At 71.4% G+C, this 16,595-nt stretch carries 11 protein-coding genes and 1 pseudogene; 4 read left to right on the forward strand and 8 right to left on the reverse strand.

Annotation, left to right across the window (positions count from 1 at the left end):
* The coding region (locus tag KGQ19_RS07080; RefSeq protein ID WP_212008272.1) for a DUF6531 domain-containing protein at positions 1-3,767 on the forward strand (3,767 nt) is incomplete at its 5' end.
* Between the two features lie 43 nt (positions 3,768-3,810).
* Complete coding sequence (locus tag KGQ19_RS07085) at positions 3,811-4,224, forward strand: hypothetical protein (protein ID WP_212008273.1); 414 nt, start codon at positions 3,811-3,813, stop codon at positions 4,222-4,224.
* A 196-nt stretch (positions 4,225-4,420) separates the two neighbouring features.
* On the opposite strand, the gene KGQ19_RS07090 is transcribed toward KGQ19_RS07085, so the two are convergent.
* The 6 genes and pseudogenes from KGQ19_RS07090 to KGQ19_RS07110 all read right to left on the reverse strand — a co-directional run bounded on the left by KGQ19_RS07090 (position 4,421) and on the right by KGQ19_RS07110 (position 11,208).
* The gene (locus tag KGQ19_RS07090) at positions 4,421-5,578 is read right to left on the reverse strand and encodes an ATP-binding protein (protein WP_212008274.1); all 1,158 of its coding nucleotides are present in this window, start codon (positions 5,576-5,578) and stop codon (positions 4,421-4,423) included.
* 125 nt (positions 5,579-5,703) lie between these two features.
* Complete coding sequence (locus tag KGQ19_RS07095; protein ID WP_212008275.1) at positions 5,704-8,106, reverse strand: terpene synthase family protein; 2,403 nt, start codon at positions 8,104-8,106, stop codon at positions 5,704-5,706.
* A 49-nt stretch (positions 8,107-8,155) separates the two neighbouring features.
* Positions 8,156-9,574, reverse strand: a complete 1,419-nt coding sequence (locus tag KGQ19_RS07100; protein ID WP_212008276.1) for a family 2B encapsulin nanocompartment shell protein — start codon at positions 9,572-9,574, stop codon at positions 8,156-8,158.
* 35 nt (positions 9,575-9,609) lie between these two features.
* Entirely contained in the window at positions 9,610-9,840 is a 231-nt protein-coding gene (locus tag KGQ19_RS52590; RefSeq protein ID WP_368862066.1) for a hypothetical protein, read from the reverse strand.
* Between the two features lie 3 nt (positions 9,841-9,843).
* Positions 9,844-10,116, reverse strand: a pseudogene (locus tag KGQ19_RS52595) (4-hydroxy-3-methylbut-2-enyl diphosphate reductase); the annotation flags it as partial.
* 12 nt (positions 10,117-10,128) lie between these two features.
* Positions 10,129-11,208: a polyprenyl synthetase family protein gene (locus tag KGQ19_RS07110; RefSeq protein WP_212008278.1), complete on the reverse strand. Its 1,080-nt coding sequence runs from the start codon at positions 11,206-11,208 to the stop codon at positions 10,129-10,131.
* A 225-nt stretch (positions 11,209-11,433) separates the two neighbouring features.
* Here KGQ19_RS07110 and KGQ19_RS07115 point away from each other — a divergent pair, with 225 nt between their 5' ends.
* Both KGQ19_RS07115 and ispG read left to right on the forward strand, forming a co-directional pair.
* Positions 11,434-13,275 (forward strand): 1-deoxy-D-xylulose-5-phosphate synthase, encoded by a 1,842-nt coding sequence (locus tag KGQ19_RS07115; protein ID WP_212008279.1) that lies wholly within the window; start codon positions 11,434-11,436, stop codon positions 13,273-13,275.
* Complete coding sequence (gene ispG / locus KGQ19_RS07120; RefSeq protein WP_212008280.1) at positions 13,275-14,435, forward strand: flavodoxin-dependent (E)-4-hydroxy-3-methylbut-2-enyl-diphosphate synthase; 1,161 nt, start codon at positions 13,275-13,277, stop codon at positions 14,433-14,435. Before KGQ19_RS07115 ends, ispG begins: the two co-directional genes overlap by 1 nt.
* A gap of 71 nt (positions 14,436-14,506) precedes the next feature.
* Here the strand turns inward: ispG and KGQ19_RS07125 are convergent, their stop codons facing one another.
* Together KGQ19_RS07125 and KGQ19_RS07130 are read right to left on the reverse strand one after the other, a co-directional pair.
* Positions 14,507-15,286, reverse strand: a complete 780-nt coding sequence (locus tag KGQ19_RS07125) for an IclR family transcriptional regulator (protein WP_212008281.1) — start codon at positions 15,284-15,286, stop codon at positions 14,507-14,509.
* A 473-nt stretch (positions 15,287-15,759) separates the two neighbouring features.
* Entirely contained in the window at positions 15,760-16,230 is a 471-nt protein-coding gene (locus tag KGQ19_RS07130; protein ID WP_212008282.1) for an STAS domain-containing protein, read from the reverse strand.
* Between the last annotated feature and the right edge of the window lie 365 nt (positions 16,231-16,595).

The following is a 16,595-nucleotide window of genomic DNA, read 5'->3' on the forward strand; positions in this document are numbered from 1 at the left end:
CCGAAGCCGACAACATCATCGCCCTCGTCGGCACCGGCATGCAGATCGCCGGCGACGCCATGCAAGGCCACTGGGGCGACGCCTTGCTGGGTGTCGGCATGCTCGGCCTGCAATTCGCCGGCGGCAAGGCTTTCGAGAAGTTCGGCGGCAAGGCGCTGGAGTCGCTGGGCGGCAAGGCCCGCTCGGCGGAGGGCAACCTCAGGGCGATCGCCAAGTCCGACCCGGTGGACGTCGTCTCCGGCTGGATGCTGACCGACGCCACCGATGTGGAGCTGGCCGGCGTGCTGCCGCTGGTACTGCGGCGGGCCTACGTCTCAGGGTACGAAACCGGACGGCTGTTCGGCGCGGGCTGGTCGTCCACGCTGGACCAGCGGCTGGCGGTGAACGAGGTCGGGATCCACTTCGTCGGCGACGACGCGCAGCGGCTGGACTACCCGATGCCCTCGGCCGGCCAGGAGGTCCTGCCCGAGCGCGGCGATCGCTGGCCCCTGATATGGGACCGGGACAGCGACGAGATCCGGATCTCCGATCCCTGGAACGGCCTGACCCGGCACTTCGGCGTCGTCCACTACCGCGACGAGATCGGCCAGATCAGGGACCTGATGGCGATCTCGGACCGCAACGGCAACCGCGTCGTCATCGAGCGGGACGAGAACGGCACGCCGACCGCGGTCGTCCACGCGGCCTACCGGATCCTGGTGGACACCTTGGCCACGGCCGCCGGACCGCGCGTGGTCCGGCTGCGGTTGGCGGACGGCAGCGAGGACGGCGCGACCGTCAAGTCCTTCCGCTACGACGAGCGGGGCCGCCTGACCGGCGTCGTGTGGAACGCCTCGGAGCTGCCGTTCACCTACGAGTGGGGCGAGGACGACCGGATCACCGCGTGGCAGGACCGCTCCGGCTACCGCTACGCCTACCACTACGACGAGTTCGGCCGCGTGGTGCGCGGCGAGGGCGCGTTCCTGGCCGGCACGTTCGAGTACGACCCGGAGAACCGGACCACGGTCGTCACGAACTCCCTGGGCCACGCCACGACCTACATCTACGACGAGAACGGGCACGTCTGCTCCGAGACCGACCCGCTCGGCCACACCCAGTACACCGAGTCCGACCTGTACGACCGGGTCGTGCGGCTGACCGACGCCACCGGGGCGACCACCGCCTTCACGCGCGACGAGAACGGGGACGTCCGCCGGGTGGTCGCGCCGGGCGGGCTGGCCACCGAGCTGACGTACAACCGGTTCCACCGCGTGGTCCTGGCCGTCGGCCCGGACGGCGCGACCTGGCGGCGGGCCCACGACGAGCGGGGCAACCTGGTCGAGGTGGTCGACCCGGCCGGCGCCGTGACCCGGTTCGAGCACACCGCCGCCGGCGCGCTGGCCGCGACGACCGATCCGCTGGGCGCCCTCACCCGGTTCACCACCGACGCCGCGGGGCTGGCATTGACCAGCACCGACCCGCTCGGGGCCGCCGTGCGGGCCACCCGCGACGCGGCGGGCCGGGTGCTCGCGCTGACCGATCCGGTCGGGGCGACCACGTCCTTCCGGTGGAGCGCCGACGGCCTGCCGGTGTCGCGCACCGGGCCCGACGGCACCAGCTCGCACTGGGAGTACGACGCCGGCGGACGGCTGGTGAGGTCGGTGAACGCGATCGGCACGGCCACCGTCTACGAGCCCGGGCCGATGGGCACGCTGATCGCCAGCACCGGCCCGGACGGCGTGCGGTACGCCTTCGACTACGACGGGGAGCTGCGGCTGCGGTCGGTGACCAACCCCGGCGGCGCCAGCTGGCGGTACGCCTACGACGCGGCGAACCGGCTGATCGGCGAGAGCGACTTCATCGGGCGCACGCTCGGGTACGAGTACGACGCCGCCGGGGCGCTGTCGGCGCGGATCACCGGGCTCGGGCAGCGGATCGGGCTGGAGCGGGACGCCGCCGGCCGGGTCACCCGGCGTCAGTCCCCCGAGGGTGAATACGTGTACTGCTACGACACCGCCGGCCGGCTCGTGTCGGCGACCGGGCTCGGGGACGGCTCGGCCGATCTGGCCTACGAGTACGACCTGATGGGGCGGATCCTGTCGGAATCCGTCGACGGTCGGAGTACTCAGTACACGTATGACGCGGTCGGGCGCCGGATCCGACGGGTCACCGCGTCGGGGGTCGAGTCCACGTGGACCTACGATGCCGCCGGGCGGGCCGCGGGGCTGACGGCGGGGATGGGACAGCTTGAATACGCCTTCGACGCCGCCGGTCACGAGGTCCAGCGAGCACTCGGGGCGGCGGGGGCGGCCCAGGCTTGGCTGACCCGCGAGTACGACGTGGCCGGGCGGCCGGTGGCTCAGCGGCTGACCGCCGGGGCCGGGCTTGACGGGGCGACCGTGTTGAGCCGGTCCTGGGCCTGGCGGGCCGACGGTGTGCCCGAAGAGGTCCACGACAGTCTTCGGGGAACTCGTCGGTTCGTCTCCGATGCCGCGGGGCGCCCGACCGCGGTCTGCGCGCAGGGGTGGAGCGAGGCTTTCGCCTACGACGCGTTCGGCAACGTCACCGCTGCCGGTGGCGGTGGCGGTGCCGGTGGCGGTGCCGGTGGCGCGGCCACGGAAGCCGACGAGCCGTCGGTCACCTCCAGGGCCCTGATTCGCCAAGCCGGCCGGACCCACCACGACTACGACGACGCGGGCCGACTGGTCCGGACGACGCGCCGGACGCTGGACGGCCGGCAGAAGACCTGGCTCTACACCTGGGACTCGCAGGACCGCCTGGTCCAGGCCCAGACCCCGGAGCACGGCACCTGGCGTTACGTCTACGACCCGACCGGCCGCCGGACCGCCAAGGTCCGCCTGGGCGAGGACGGCCGCGGGGCGGAGCGGACGCTGTTCTCGTGGGAGGACTCCCGCCTGGCCGAACAGACGGCGCTGGGCCCCGACGGCACCAACGTCACGCTCACCTGGGACTACGATCCGGACACGTACCGCCCGGCCGCCCAGCGCCGGCGCAGTTGGGTCGACGGCGCGGAACAGGGCGCGGTCGACGAGGTGTTCCACGCCGTCGTCACCGACCTGGTCGGCACCCCCGCCGAGCTGATCGGGGCCGACGGGCACGTCGCGTGGCGCACCACCGGATCCCTGTGGGGCCGGACCGTCGACACCGCCGGCGAGGACGGCCTGGACTGCCCGATCCGGTTCCCCGGGCAGTACCACGACGACGAGACCGGGCTGCACTACAACCTGAACCGGTATTACGACCCCGATACCGCGGCCTACCTGACGCCGGACCCGCTCGGACTGGCGCCGTCCCCCAACGACCGCGGCTACGTCGTCAATCCCCTGACGTACGCCGACCCCCTCGGGCTCTACGAGGTGTCCGCGGAGGGGATCGACCATGTCATCAACGGCGTGGTCACCAAGGACGGGAAGTTCGCGGGCTGGCACATGCACCCCGACCAGACCGGCGGGATCCCGGACAATCGGTTCATCAGCGGTAAAATGGTGACACGGGACGACGGAAGCGTGAAGGTGGTCGACGGCACCGTCGGCCTGCGCTATCCGGACCACTCGGTGCTGCCGAAGGAGAGCACCGCGCACACCTTCTTCCCGGCCGACTGGACCAAGCAGGACATCATCGACGCCGGCAACCACGTCCTCAACAACGGCACGCTGCGCAAGCGCGGCTCGGCGATGACGGGCGAATACAAGGGCGTCAAGATCTTCGGCTACCTTGAGGTCGGGGCGGACCAGAAGAAGACCTTCTCGTCATGGTTCCCGGACTGAGAAGCCCCGCCAGCCCTCGTATCTCTGGAAATGGAGCCGCCCCATGCAGGGAAACACAGAGCCGGTCGGCGACCCGGAGCGCTCGGAGCGCCCGGAGCCCCAGCCGACCGGCTGGCGCTTCGGCCTCGACTTCGAGGACAGCGTGATCGCTCTGGAGTACCCGCCCGGGCAGGAGAACGTGGCGAAGGCCATCGAGTGGTACCTCGAGGGCCTGCCCCACGAAGACAAGGAGGCGGTGCAAGGCGTCCTGCGCGATTGGCACCGGCTCCTGGAGGAGCACGGGCCGCGCTACTCGTTGAGCACCACCAGCGCCGGGGCGATCCGGCAGGGACCGGACACGGTCCGGCTGAGCTCGCACTTCGACCACTTCGAGCCGGTGGTGATCACGAACACGATGTTCGAGGAGGCTGTGTCGGCGTATCAGGACTTCGTGGAGCACGACGACCGGTACAAGTAGCGCTGCCCTGAGGGCGACGGCGAAACCGAGGGACCACGCGGTCTGCCACTCGGGCACGCGCTGGTCGGCAGCTACGCGGCGTTCAGCAGCGGCTACGGCCAAACCAAGAGCGCCGACCCGCACCACGCCTGAACCCCGTGCCGGGTCCGGTACCGCACGTGGGGCCCGCGCCGTGGCGCCGGCACCACCGCATCGCTCACTGCGACCGCGGACCGGCGTTCGACAGCACGAACCAGACCGTCTTGCCCGCGTCGCCGGGCACCACGCCCCAGCGGTCGGCCAGCAACTCGACGATCGCCAGCCCGCGGCCGGTCTCGGTGTCGGCCGTCAGCCCCGGCGAGGGGCGCACTTCGCCCTTGCCGTGGTCTCTGACCTCGACCACCGTCTCGGGGTGGCGGCGGCTGACCCGCAGCCCGACCGGGCCGCGGCCGTGCCGGACCGCGTTGGTCACCAGCTCGGAGGTGAGCAGGCGCGCGGTGTCGGCGTACTCGGTCAGCCCCCATGAGCGCAGCACGGCCGCGACGAAGCCCCGGGCTGCTCGCGGTGCCGTCGGGTCCGCTTCCAGGACCACAGAGGCCTGATGCGATTCCTGCTCGGCCTCCGGGAGGCCCAGACGGGTGAGCAGCGGTTCCTTGGCGATGTCCTGGCGGCCGGCCACCACGTCGGCCGCCACGTCCGGCACGCCCCGGGACTGGGCCCAGGCGTACTCGCTGAGCAGGACCAGCGATTCGGTGACGTCGATCGACAGCCGCTCGGCGAGGATCCCCTTGGCCTGCTCGACCGGCACCGCGTCGTCCAGCGCCGTGCGCAGGCCCATGGCCAGTTCGGCCTGCCAGGCCCGGTCCCGATGGTGGAGCAGGCCGCTGGCCGCCGCCGACGCCATGGACGCCGCCAGCGAACCCCGGTCGCCGGCGATCGCCCCGGGGCTCTCGGACAGCAATGCCAGCACGCCCACTGTCTCCCCCCGCCAGCGCATCGGCACGGCGTATTCCGCGGCGATCCCGCACGCCGCGGCAACCGGGCCCAGGGCCGGCCAGGGCAGTGCGGGCGCCGCGAAGTCGTCGCAGCCGGCCGGGCGGCCGCTGTGGTGGCAGTCGAAGGCCGGCCCCGAGACTTCGTCGAGTTCGTGGCGTATTAGCGTCCTGGCTTGCTCTCCGTGCAGCGCGGCGAGGTCGATACCGCGCGGACCGCCGGCGAGGAACACCGCGGTCGCGGCCACGTCCAGTAATTCGGTGCACAGGGAGCAGAAGCGGTCCAGATACCCGCTGACGTCGAAGTCAGGGCCGAGCGTGTCAGTCAGCTCGACCAGGATCCCGTATGTTCGCGCGCTCGCGCCCGCCCCTGCCCCTGCCATCGGTGCTCCCGCATTCCGTCGCGGTCCTCGCCAGTTCATGGCGCCGGTCATTGTCTCGCGGCGGGTCGGGCGTGTCCGGCAATCGCATTATTCCGCCAATTTCGATAGCGGTGACTCCTTCTCGGTCAGGCGCGTCCGGAACGGACGCGTTCGGCGAACCTGGTGGCCGCGGTGCCCAGCCCGGTCGGCCTGGGCGCGTGCGCGAAACGCTCGGCCGTTGCCGGTGCCGGTGCCGGCGCCACTGCCATTGTCGTTGCCGCGGCCGGCGCCGTTGCCGCAGCCGCTACCGGCGCTGCTGCTCCGAGCACGCCGAATCGGGCGTACAAGCCAGCCTCCGTATACCGGGCGCATCGGGCGTGCCACTCCAGGATTCCCGACATCCAGTCCTCCAACTCCCGGGCGTAGTTCGTGAGCATCGCCCGCGCCGCCTCCGAAAGTCCGTGTTCCTCGAACATGACGGGCATCTCGACCGCGACGATGTGCTGGAACTGCCGGATCCGCTCGCCCATCAGGCGTGCGACGATGTCACGGGCCCGGAGACGGTCGCAGTCGAGGAAGCTCTGCATGACGAAGACCATGTTGTGGATCTCGTTCTCGAACTGGATCTCCTTCTGGTAGGAGAACAGGTCGTTGGTCAGACACGCGTAGTCCTGCGCCGAGTTGTCGAGCTGGCGCATCACCCGGGTCTGGTACACGGCGTCGGGCACGAGTTCCCCGTGCGCGATCCGGGCCAGGCCCATTGTCAGGTCCGATCCGAACGTCGCCCGGCGCATCTCCATGTAGTCGACCGGATCGGGGATCCGATTCTGGACCTGGTTGGCCAGCTCCCAGATCCAGGACGCGGTCATGTCCGTCACGGCTGTGCGGAACTGCCGCCGGGCCGCCGCGGACATCGGCCCGGCGGTTCGCCGCCACAGGTCGGCCAGCCCGCGTTCCACCGGGTTGACCGGTTCGGGAGTGGGGCCGACGTTCAGCGGCAGGAACAGCGCCAGCCGCGCGTTCTGGGCCTTCGCGCCGATGATGTTGCGCGCGCGGCCGAACTGGGCCGGGAACAGGTCATCGCCGTACGTGCCCCAGGCCAGCCAGTCCGAGGACAGATCCAGATCCTCGGGTGAGGCGTCCGCATGGATCATCGAGGCGCAGTGGGCGAAGTCGAACTCGACGAACCGCGGGGCGTCCCACAGCTCTCCTCCCGGGACTCCTGGAACGGTCTGGAACATGCCCATGTCCTCGGCCCACGCGAGATTGTGCCGGCGGGCGTCGTCCAGGTGCGGACTCGTCCGGAACGTGAAGGGCATGAACAGATCGGGAAGGGGCAGATGGCCGCCGGCGCGGGCGTGCACCGCCTGAGAATGCTGCTTCGCCCGCCGCTCCTCGGCCGCCACGTTGGGGAAGGGGCGCACGGCCGCGGTGCCGAACCCGGCGGGTCCGCCCGCCAGCGGAACGTCAAGTCCCGGAGCGCTGAACGCCGGAGCACTGAATGCTGGAGCACCGGACTCCGGAGCACTGAGCGCCGCAGCGCCCGCCGCCTCGGAGTTCATGTACCGGCTGGACCGGGCGTGCCACTCGTGCCCGCCGGACTGCCAGTCCTGCAGGCCTTTGACATAGAGGCCGACGGCGAACTGGTCCGACGGCGGCGAGGCGTTCTCCGCGAACATGATCGGGACCTCGGTGAACGCGGTGTTCTCGAACTGCTGGAGCCGCGAGGTGATGAGGTTGTTGACCAGGTCGGCGGCCTGCTGCGTCGGCAGGTCCAGGAAGGTCTCCAGGACCAGGATCGCGTTGGAGTTCTCGCCTTCCTGCTGGACCTCGCGCTGATAGGAGAAGATGTCGTTGCGCAGATGCACCGCGTCGGCGAACGTGTCTCGCAGCACCCGCATCGGGCGCAGGGCGGCGAGGCGGTCCGGCACCTCGGCGCCGACGGCGACCTCGACCAGGTTCGCCGACCACGGCGCTCCGCCGACGCGCCGACGCATCTCCACGTACTCCATGGGGTTGGCGATCCGCCCCCGGGAGATGTTGTCCAGCTCCCACAACGACTCCACCGCGAGGTTGTGGGTCGAGGCCCGGAACCGCGAGCGCCAGACGCCGGACATCCGGGGCACGGTCCTGGCCCACAGGTCGGCCAGGCCCGCCTCGGCGGGGTTCCCGGGTTCCGGGCCGTCCTGTCCGGGCTCGGTCATGAACAGGTCCAAGCGGTCCAGGTGCGCCTTAGCGCCGGCCAGGTCCCGGCTGTATTTGTAGAGTTCCAGGAAGTGGTCGTCGAAGAAGAACACCCACACGTACCAGTCCGTGACCAGGTCGAGCATCGCCGCGTCGCAGTCAGGGTGCGTATAGGCGCACATCATTGCGTAGTCGTGGGACGCGAGGTCTTCTTCGGTCCAGACCAGCTCCCCCGAGGGACCCGGGGTGTCGAGCATCCCCATCCGCTCGGCCCACGCGGTCGAGTGCTCCCTGGCGTGCTGCTCGTTCGGGTTCAGCCGGGCTGGGTGCGGCAGATAGAAATCGGGCAGGGTGAAGGGCTCCATCGCCGGTCGCCTCCCTTCGGGGTTCGTCGTCCCACGACGGGGCCGCCGGTCAGTTGTGGTAGTGGCCGAGCTCGACGTTCTCCAGGATCCCGAGCGCGTCGGGAACCAGGACCGCGACCGAGAAGTAGGCGGTGACGAGGTAGGAGATGATCGCCTTGTCGCTGATGCCCATGAAGCGCGCGGACAGGCTCGGCTCGACCTCGTCGGGGATCCCGGTCTGGTGCAGGCCGATGACGCCCTGGTCGGCCTCGCCGGTGCGGACCGCCAGGATGGACGTGGAGCGGCCGTCGCCGACCGGGATCTTGTTGCACGGCAGGATCGGCACGCCGCGCCACGACGGGATCATGTGGCCGTCCACGTCGACCGCGCTCGGGTAGATGCCCCGGTGCGTGCACTCCCGGCCGAACGCGGCGATCGCTTTGGGGTGCGCGAGGATGAAGTGCGTCTTGCGGCGGCGGCTGAGCAGTTCGTCCAGGTCGTCGGGGGTCGGCGGACCGGTGCGGGTGCTGAAGCACTGGCGCAGGTCGGCGTTGTGCAGCAGGCCGAAGGAGCGGTTGTTGACGAGCTCTGATTCCTGCCGTTCGCGCAGGGCCTCCACGGTGAGCCGCAGTTGCTGCTGGGTCTGGTCCATCGGCTCGCTGTAGAGGTCGGCGACCCGGCTGTGGATCCGCAGGACCGTCTGGGCGATGCTCAGCTCGTACTCGCGGGGCGTGAGCTCGTAGTCGACGAACGTGCCGGGCAGGATCTCCTCGCCGGCGTGGCCGGCCGACATGCCGATCTCGGCCTCGCCGTGCTTGTTCTGGGCCGGTTGCGGATCCTCGGCGGCCTGCTGGATGTGGGCCAGCAGCGGTGCGGCTCGGTCGCCGAGCGCGGCGACCGCCGACAGCGGCAGGGCCAAGGCGGTGAGGGCGGTCCTCGCGGCGACGGTGAACCCCCAGGTGTGCTCGGCGCCGGGGACGACGTACTGTCCGCCGAACTGGTCGCCGTCGGCGAGAGTGTCGAACACCGCCTCGTTCCCGTACTTCCCGGTGCCGATCATGTCGGCCTTGCCGTGGGCGATCAGGTACGTCTCCTCGACGGGGGCTCCGGCGGCCACGATCGTGTCGCCGGCGGCGTACTCCCGCTGGACGAACGACGCGGCCAGCGCGGTCAGCACCTCGGTGTCGGCGAATCCGCGCAGCAGCGGCAGCTCGACCAGGGTCTCCGGGACGACCTTGACGTCCGCGCCGGTCTTGTCGAAGGCGACCCGGCCGTCGCCGACCTGGTAGGCCAGGCGGCGGTTGACCCGGTAGGTGCCGCCGGAGACCTGGGTCCAGGGCAGCAGCTTCAGCAGCCACCGCGAGGTGATGCCCTGCATCTGCGGGACGGACTTGGTGGTGGTGGCCAGGTTGCGGGCGGCCTCGGTGCTCAGGGACAGCTGGGCCTGCTGTGCCTGTTCGGAGTCGGGGGCGTTGGTGGTCTCAGGCATCGTCTTCGTTCCTGTTCTCGTGGTTCTCGGACTTGTCAGGGCCGTCGGTCCGCCGCCGATGGAGCACGTTCGGGCATCGGCGGACCGGAGAAGCGGATGTCTTCGTGGGCGGTGGTGACCTGCTCGACGTCGTCGGCGCCGTGCCGGGACAGCCAGGCGAGCACTCCGGCGACCGGGTGTTCGGGGGCTGACGCTCCGGCGGTGACGCCGACCGTCCGCGCCGCGCGCAGCCATCCGGGGTCCGCCTGCCCGGCGTCCTGGACCAGATGGGCCTGGCCGCGTACCTCGGGGGCGACGCCGTGCGCGGAGTACACGACGACCGCGCCGTCCGGCACATCGCAGAGCTCGTCCACGAAGACCGCGCCGCGACCGGCGAGGTCGGCGACCACGTGCGTGTTGTGGACGATCTGCTTGCGCACGTAGACCGGCGGACCGTACTGCTCGATCGCGTCCTGCACGATGCGGATCGCGCGCTCCACACCCGCGCAGTAGCCGCGCGGTGCGGCCAACAGGACCTTGCGTCCGGTTTCCTTCCCCGCCATGGCGACCGCCCTTCAGCTTTCGCGGTGCGCGGTCGAGGTCAGTAACAGCTCGAGCTCCCCGCGGACCGCGGGGTCGGAGAGCGGCGCCGCCGCCAGCGCCTGACGGGCCTGCTCGACGCGCTCGTCGATCATGGCCTCCAAGGCCTTGCGGGCACCGGTCTCCACGATGATGCGGCGCAGCAGGGCGGCGCCCTCGACGGTGAGCCTGGGGTTGCCGTGCAGAGCGGAGATCTGCCTGGCCTGGTGCGCTGTGGCGCCGTCGCGGGCGAGCGCCACCAGCGCCGTCGGCTTGCCCTCCCGGAAATCGTCCATGTCGGACTTCCCGGTGACCTTGGGGTCGCCGAACGCGCCGAGCAGATCGTCCCGGAACTGGAACGCCTCGCCCAGCGGGCGTCCGATCGCGCCGAGTGCTGTGAGCACGGCCTGCGGAGCGCCCGCGAGCGCCGCGCCGATCTGGAGCGGGCCCTGGACCGTGTAGCCGGCGGTCTTGTAGCGGGCGACCAGCACGGCCCCGCTCAGCGATCCGCCGTGGGCCTGTTCCTCGGCGTCGAGGAACTGGCCGACGCAGACGTCCGCGCGCATCCTGGCGACGTACGGGTACGCGGCCCGCAAGCCGGCCGGGTCCAGGCCGCAGGTCTGGAGCATCTCGTCGGACCACATCGCCAGCAGGTCGCCGGCGACGATCGCGGCGTTCACCCCGAAGCGGGTCGCGTCGCCCCGCCAGCCCGAGCGGGCGTGGATGTCGGCGAACTGCCGGTGCAGGGCGGGTTGGCCGCGCCGCATGTCCGAGGTGTCCATGATGTCGTCGTGGATCAGGCAGAAGCTGTGGAACAACTCGATCGAGGCCGCGGCGCGGATGATCTGCGGGCCGGGCTCGCCGCCGGCTCCGCGCCATCCCCAGTAGCAGAACGTCGGGCGCAGGCGCTTGCCCGGGCTCAGGACGTAGGAACGCAGCACACTGAAACACGGACGGGTGCCCGACTCGATCCAGCGGTCCCGCCGGGAGTCCAGGAATGCTCCGAGCTCGTCATCGACTTGGCGGCGGAAGCCCAGATCCGGCTGGGCGACTAGGGCGGTGATGCCGTGAACCATGGGAACGACACCTCACTCTCCATCACTGACCGGTGACGCTACGGGGTCGCGATTCGGCGGGTCAACGAACCGGTCCCACCGCGTGGGACCGGCGCCGGCCGCCGGGCTTTCGGCGGGCGTGCCGAGGCCGCCGGACCGAACCGGGGTTCCGGCTGACGGGACGCGTCCTGGCCTGTGCCGCCTGCCGGTGATGGCGTGGACCTCGGACTTCTTGAAGGAGGCGAGATGGCGCAGACCGACGTCCTCGGCGTCCGCACGGACATCCCGAGCGGCCCCGAGGAACTCAGGGCCCTGCCACCGGAGCGACTGCCCGCCCTGGCGGCCACGCTTCGCGCGGTGCTGGTCGAGCAGGTCCGCGCGAACGGCGGACACCTCGGCCCCAACCTGGGTGTCGTGGAGTTGACGCTGGCCGTGCACCGGGTCTTCGCCTCGCCGGCCGACCGGATCGTCTTCGACACCGGCCACCAGTCCTACGTCCACAAGCTTCTCACCGGCCGGGCCAGAGCCTTCAGGACACTGCGACAGGAGGGCGGGCTGTCCGGGTACCCCTCGCGGGCTGAGTCAGTGCACGACATCGTCGAGAACTCCCACGCCTCCACGGCGCTGTCCTACGCGGCCGGATTGGCCAGGGCCTGTGGGCTGCGGCATGAGGACCGCCGGGTCGTCGCCGTGGTGGGCGACGCGGCGCTGTCCGGCGGCCTGGCGTTCGAAGCACTCAACGACATCGGAGGCAGCGGCTGCCCGGTGGTGGTCGTGCTCAACGACAACGGGCGTTCCTACGCCCCGACGACCGGCGGTCTGGCCCGGCATCTGGCCAGACTGCGGGCGGGGATCGCGGACGCCGACGTCTTCGGCGAACTCGGCCTTGCCTACCTGGGTCCGGTCGACGGTCATGATGTCGCGGCGGTGGAGCGGGCGCTGTCCGCGGCGGCCGCGCGGAACGGTCCGGTGATCGTGCACTGCGTCACCGTCAAGGGCAAGGGATATCTTCCGGCCGAGACCGACGAGGCCGACCGGTTGCACACGGTCGGAGCCCTCGATCCGGCTGCCGCCGGACACGCGGCCGGGCACGCGGCCGGGGCCGGGTCCGGGGCCGGCGGGTCGGCGGCGCCGGCGGCGCGCAGTTGGACGGACGTGTTCGCCGAGGAGATCGTGGGCATCGGGGCACGCCGTCCGGACATCGTCTGCCTGACGGCCTCGATGCTGCGGCCGGTGGGGCTGCGGCAGTTCGCGGACCGTTGGCCGGACCGGGTCTTCGACGTCGGGATCGCCGAGCAGCACGCGGTCTGTTCGGCGGCCGGGCTCGCGCTGGGCGGGCTGCACCCGGTGGTCGCCGTCTACGCCTCCTTCCTCAATCGGGCCTTCGACCAGGTCATCATGGACGTCGCGCTGCACCGTCTGGCGGTCACCTTCGTCCTGGACCGCGCCGGGATCACCGGTCCGGACGGCGCCAGCCACCACGGGATGTGGGACCTGTCCTTCCTGGCGATGGTCCCCGGGCTGCGGGTCGCCGCGCCGCGCGACAGCACGCGGCTTCGCGCTCTGCTCGCCGAGGCGGTGGCCGTGAGCACCGGCCCGACGGCGGTGCGGTTCCCCAAGTCCGGCGTCGGTGCCGACGTGCCGGCGATCGGCCGCCTGGACGGTGTCGACGTGCTGTACGACACCGGCCGGGACGTCCTTCTCGTCGCCGCCGGCCCGGTCGCCCCGGCCTGCGTCGAGGCCGCGGCGCTGCTGGCCGCGTCGGGCATCGGCGCCAGAGTCGTCGATCCGCGCTGGATCCTTCCGGCGGACCGCACCGTCGTACGGCTGGCCGCCGAGCACCGGCTGGTCCTCACCGTCGAGGACTCCGGCCGCGGCGGCGGGATGGGCGCGGCCCTGGCACAGGCCGTGGCCGACGCCGGAATCGGCACCCGGGTCCACAGCCTGGGCCTCCCGCGCCGATTCCTGCCCCACGGTGAGCGCGCGGCGCTCCTGGCGGCCCACGGATTCACCGGCGCGGCGCTCGCCGAGGCGGCCCGACGCGCGTTGGCGGGCGCGGTTCCCCAACCGGAAATGAGGGCTTCGTGATGCCTGGTCAGACGTTCCTCGGACTGCCTCGGACCCGCCCGGCCGGGTCCGAGGCCCAAAGCGTGCTCGCCGCGCGCCGGCCTACGCGGCGCCTGCTGGTGGGCGACGTGCCGGTCGGCGGCGGCGAACCCGTCAGTATCCAGTCGATGACGACGACCGCCACCGCGGACGTCGAAGCCACGCTCCGGCAGATCGCGGAACTCACGGCCGCGGGCTGCGACATAGTCCGCGTCGCGGTTCCCACTCAGGACGACGCGGACGCGCTGAGCACGATCGTCCGCAAGTCCACGATCCCGGTCATCGCCGACATCCATTTCCAGCCGCGCTACGTCTTCGCCGCCATCGACGCGGGCTGCGCCGCGGTGCGGGTGAATCCCGGGAACGTCAAGCGGCTCGACGACAAGGTGGGCGAGATCAGCCGGGCCGCCCGCGAGAGGGGAACCCCCATCCGGATCGGGGTGAACGCCGGTTCCCTGGATCCGCGGCTGTTGGCCGAGCACGGCCGCGCCACACCCGAAGCGCTGGTGGAATCGGCGCTGTGGGAGTGCTCCCTGTTCGAGGAACACGGCTTCACCGATCTGAAGATCTCCGTCAAACACCACGATCCGCTCACGACGATCGCGGCCTACCGCCTGCTGTCAGAGCGCTGCGACTATCCGCTCCATCTGGGCGTCACGGAGGCCGGGCCGGCGCTTCCAGGCAGTATCAAGTCCGCCACCGCGTTCGCGGTTCTGCTCAGCGAGGGGATCGGGGACACGATCCGGGCGTCCCTGTCGGCTCCGCCGGTCGAAGAGGTCAAGGTCTGCACCCACATCCTGCAGTCGCTGGGACTGCGTCCGCGAACTCTGGAGATCATCTCGTGTCCGTCGTGCGGACGCGCACAGGTCGACGTGTACACCTTGACCGCCAAGGTCGAAGCCGCCTTCGACGGCTTCCCCCATCCGCTCAGGATCGCGGTGATGGGCTGCGTGGTGAACGGTCCCGGCGAGGCCCGCGAGGCCGACCTCGGGGTGTCCTGCGGCAACGGCAAGGGACAGATCTTCGTGGGCGGCACAGTGATCCGGACCGTTCCCGAGGGACACATCGTCGAGGCCTTGGTCGAGGAGGCGCTGCGGCTGGCGGAGACTGATCCGGCGGTGCGCGCCGGCAGTGATGGATGAGGGCTGCCGGCAGGGCCACGCGGAGGCCGGCTGGCAAGGCGAGGAGCCGCCGTCGCGGTGGGAAACGGGGGTCACGCCCGCTGCGGCAGAACGAGCGCCGACAGCAGCGTCGGTTCGCCCTGCGTCGAGCGCAGGACCGAGGTGATGGCGGCGGCCGTGACGCGGACCAGTCGGGCCAGACCCGGGTGCAGCACGCGGTCGGAGGGCCCGGCCAAGCCGACGGCGGCGACCACCCGGCGGCGGTGGTCACAGATCGGGGCCGCCACGGCGCTCACGCCGGGGAACAGTTCCCCGCGGCAGGTGGCGAAACCGGCCTCGCGGATCCGGCCGAGTTCGCGGTCGAGCAGTTCGGGCGAGGTGATGGTCGCGGCGGTGTAGGCGGGCAGCCGGCCTTCCGCCGGATGGCACCGGCCGGCGACCGGATCGAAGGCCAGCAGCATCTTGCCCGTCGCGGTGGCGTGAAGAGGGGACCGGGACAACAGCGGGGCGATCTCGGACAGCTGGGAGCGGTCGTAGAGGCGCTCGGGGTACGCGACCGCCTCGCGGGACGGAGCCGCCAGCGCCACGGCGACACCGGCCCGGCGGTGCAACTCAACGAGGTGCGGCAGCGCCGCGCTGCGTAATCGCGCCATCGACATCGTCTGCCCCCGGTCGACCCAGCCGACCGCGCGCCCGCCGAGCCGGTATCCGCTCTCGCCCCGGGACACCAGATCGTGGACCTGGAGGACGTTCAGAAGGCGGTGGACCGTCGACTTGGCCAGACCCAGCCGGCGGCCTATCTCCGAGGCGCTGGCCGTCTCCAGGTCGGCGACCACGTCCAGCACGGCCACCGCGCGCCCCAGCTGCCCCATCGCCATCCGCCCCGTCGGCGAATCCTGACCGTCGAGCGGATCTGCCGAACGGCATTCGGATCTCGGTTCCACGTCGTCCCCCTGCAGTGTGAGTCGGGCGATGCGTTGTGCGGGTGCTTTCGCGGTGCGGACCCGTGGACAGCGCAGGCACGACCGCTTGAGAGCTGCCATGGGCTCCGAGGAATGGTCCGCGGTTGTCTGGGCGGGCCTGGATGGGCGGTGGCTGGGCCTGGAGGAGGGGGCGAATTGGTGGGCTGCCCACCGGCCGGATGTACACGACCCGTTCCCGGTCCCGGCAACGATTCGCCTTGCCGGTCAGGGGCCCGCCGCCGTATCGACCAGAAAATCAGGGTACTGCGATAGGGGAGGCGGCGCAATCGGTGCCCGGGCTCTGGCGCGCCCCGGTCGCTCTGGGCGGCACCGGCCCACGTCCGCTCGCCGGCAGCGACTACCAGCGTCGCCGCCGACGCCGGTCACGGTTCGCTTTCCGCCGCCCGGCCTTCGTCGGCCGGGACGCTGTTCGGGCCGCCGCCAGGCACCCCGGTCTGTCCGGCAGCCACTCCCGGACGCCCCGGCCGCGACGGATCGCCGCGCCAGGCCCCTGATTCGTCGAAGCCTGTGTGCGCGACCGGGCAGTCGTCCGGCACGGCGACGTCGGCGAAGGCCTCGGCGATTCCGGGGTAGCACAACAGGACGTGCGACAGCATGCTGACCCGCAGCAGCTTGCGCATCCTGGGGGTGGCCGCGGACAGCCGCAGCCATCCGCCGCGAGCAACGGCCCGGCGGTGGATCCACAGCAGTGCCGCGAGCCCCGCGCAGTCGCAGAACTCCAGGCCGGCCACGTCTGCGACGACGTATTCCCGGCCCGTCGCGCCCGAGGGTTCGAGGTGCCCGGCCAGCACCGGATGCACCGCTGTGGCGATGTCCAGTTCTCCGACAAGCACGATGACCGTGCCTGGGGCACGGTCATAGCTGCTGATCCCCAGTGGGCCAGGCGGTATGCGGCCGGGCACGGACTGGCGTGGAGGGTGGCCCTCCGGTAAGGGGACTCTTTCGGCGACGTCGAACATGTCAGACTCCGGAAGCTGGCTGAACGGCCGTGCGTCTCCGGGGTCTGGGAGGACAGGCCCGGATCTGCCGGGCCCATCGCCAGAATAGAACCGCCGAGGACCGGGCAAAGACCCGAGCGCAACACGCCACCTTTTCGCCAGACGGCAGTGCCCCGACGACCCGTCACAGACGTACCCGGCGCCGCCATCACGGCCGATGGCAGCGCTCCGCCGATGACGCACTCCCAGCACTGGTCGGC

It is taken from the genome of Catenulispora pinistramenti, assembly GCF_018274385.1.
GTDB classification, from domain to species: domain Bacteria; phylum Actinomycetota; class Actinomycetes; order Streptomycetales; family Catenulisporaceae; genus Catenulispora; species Catenulispora pinistramenti.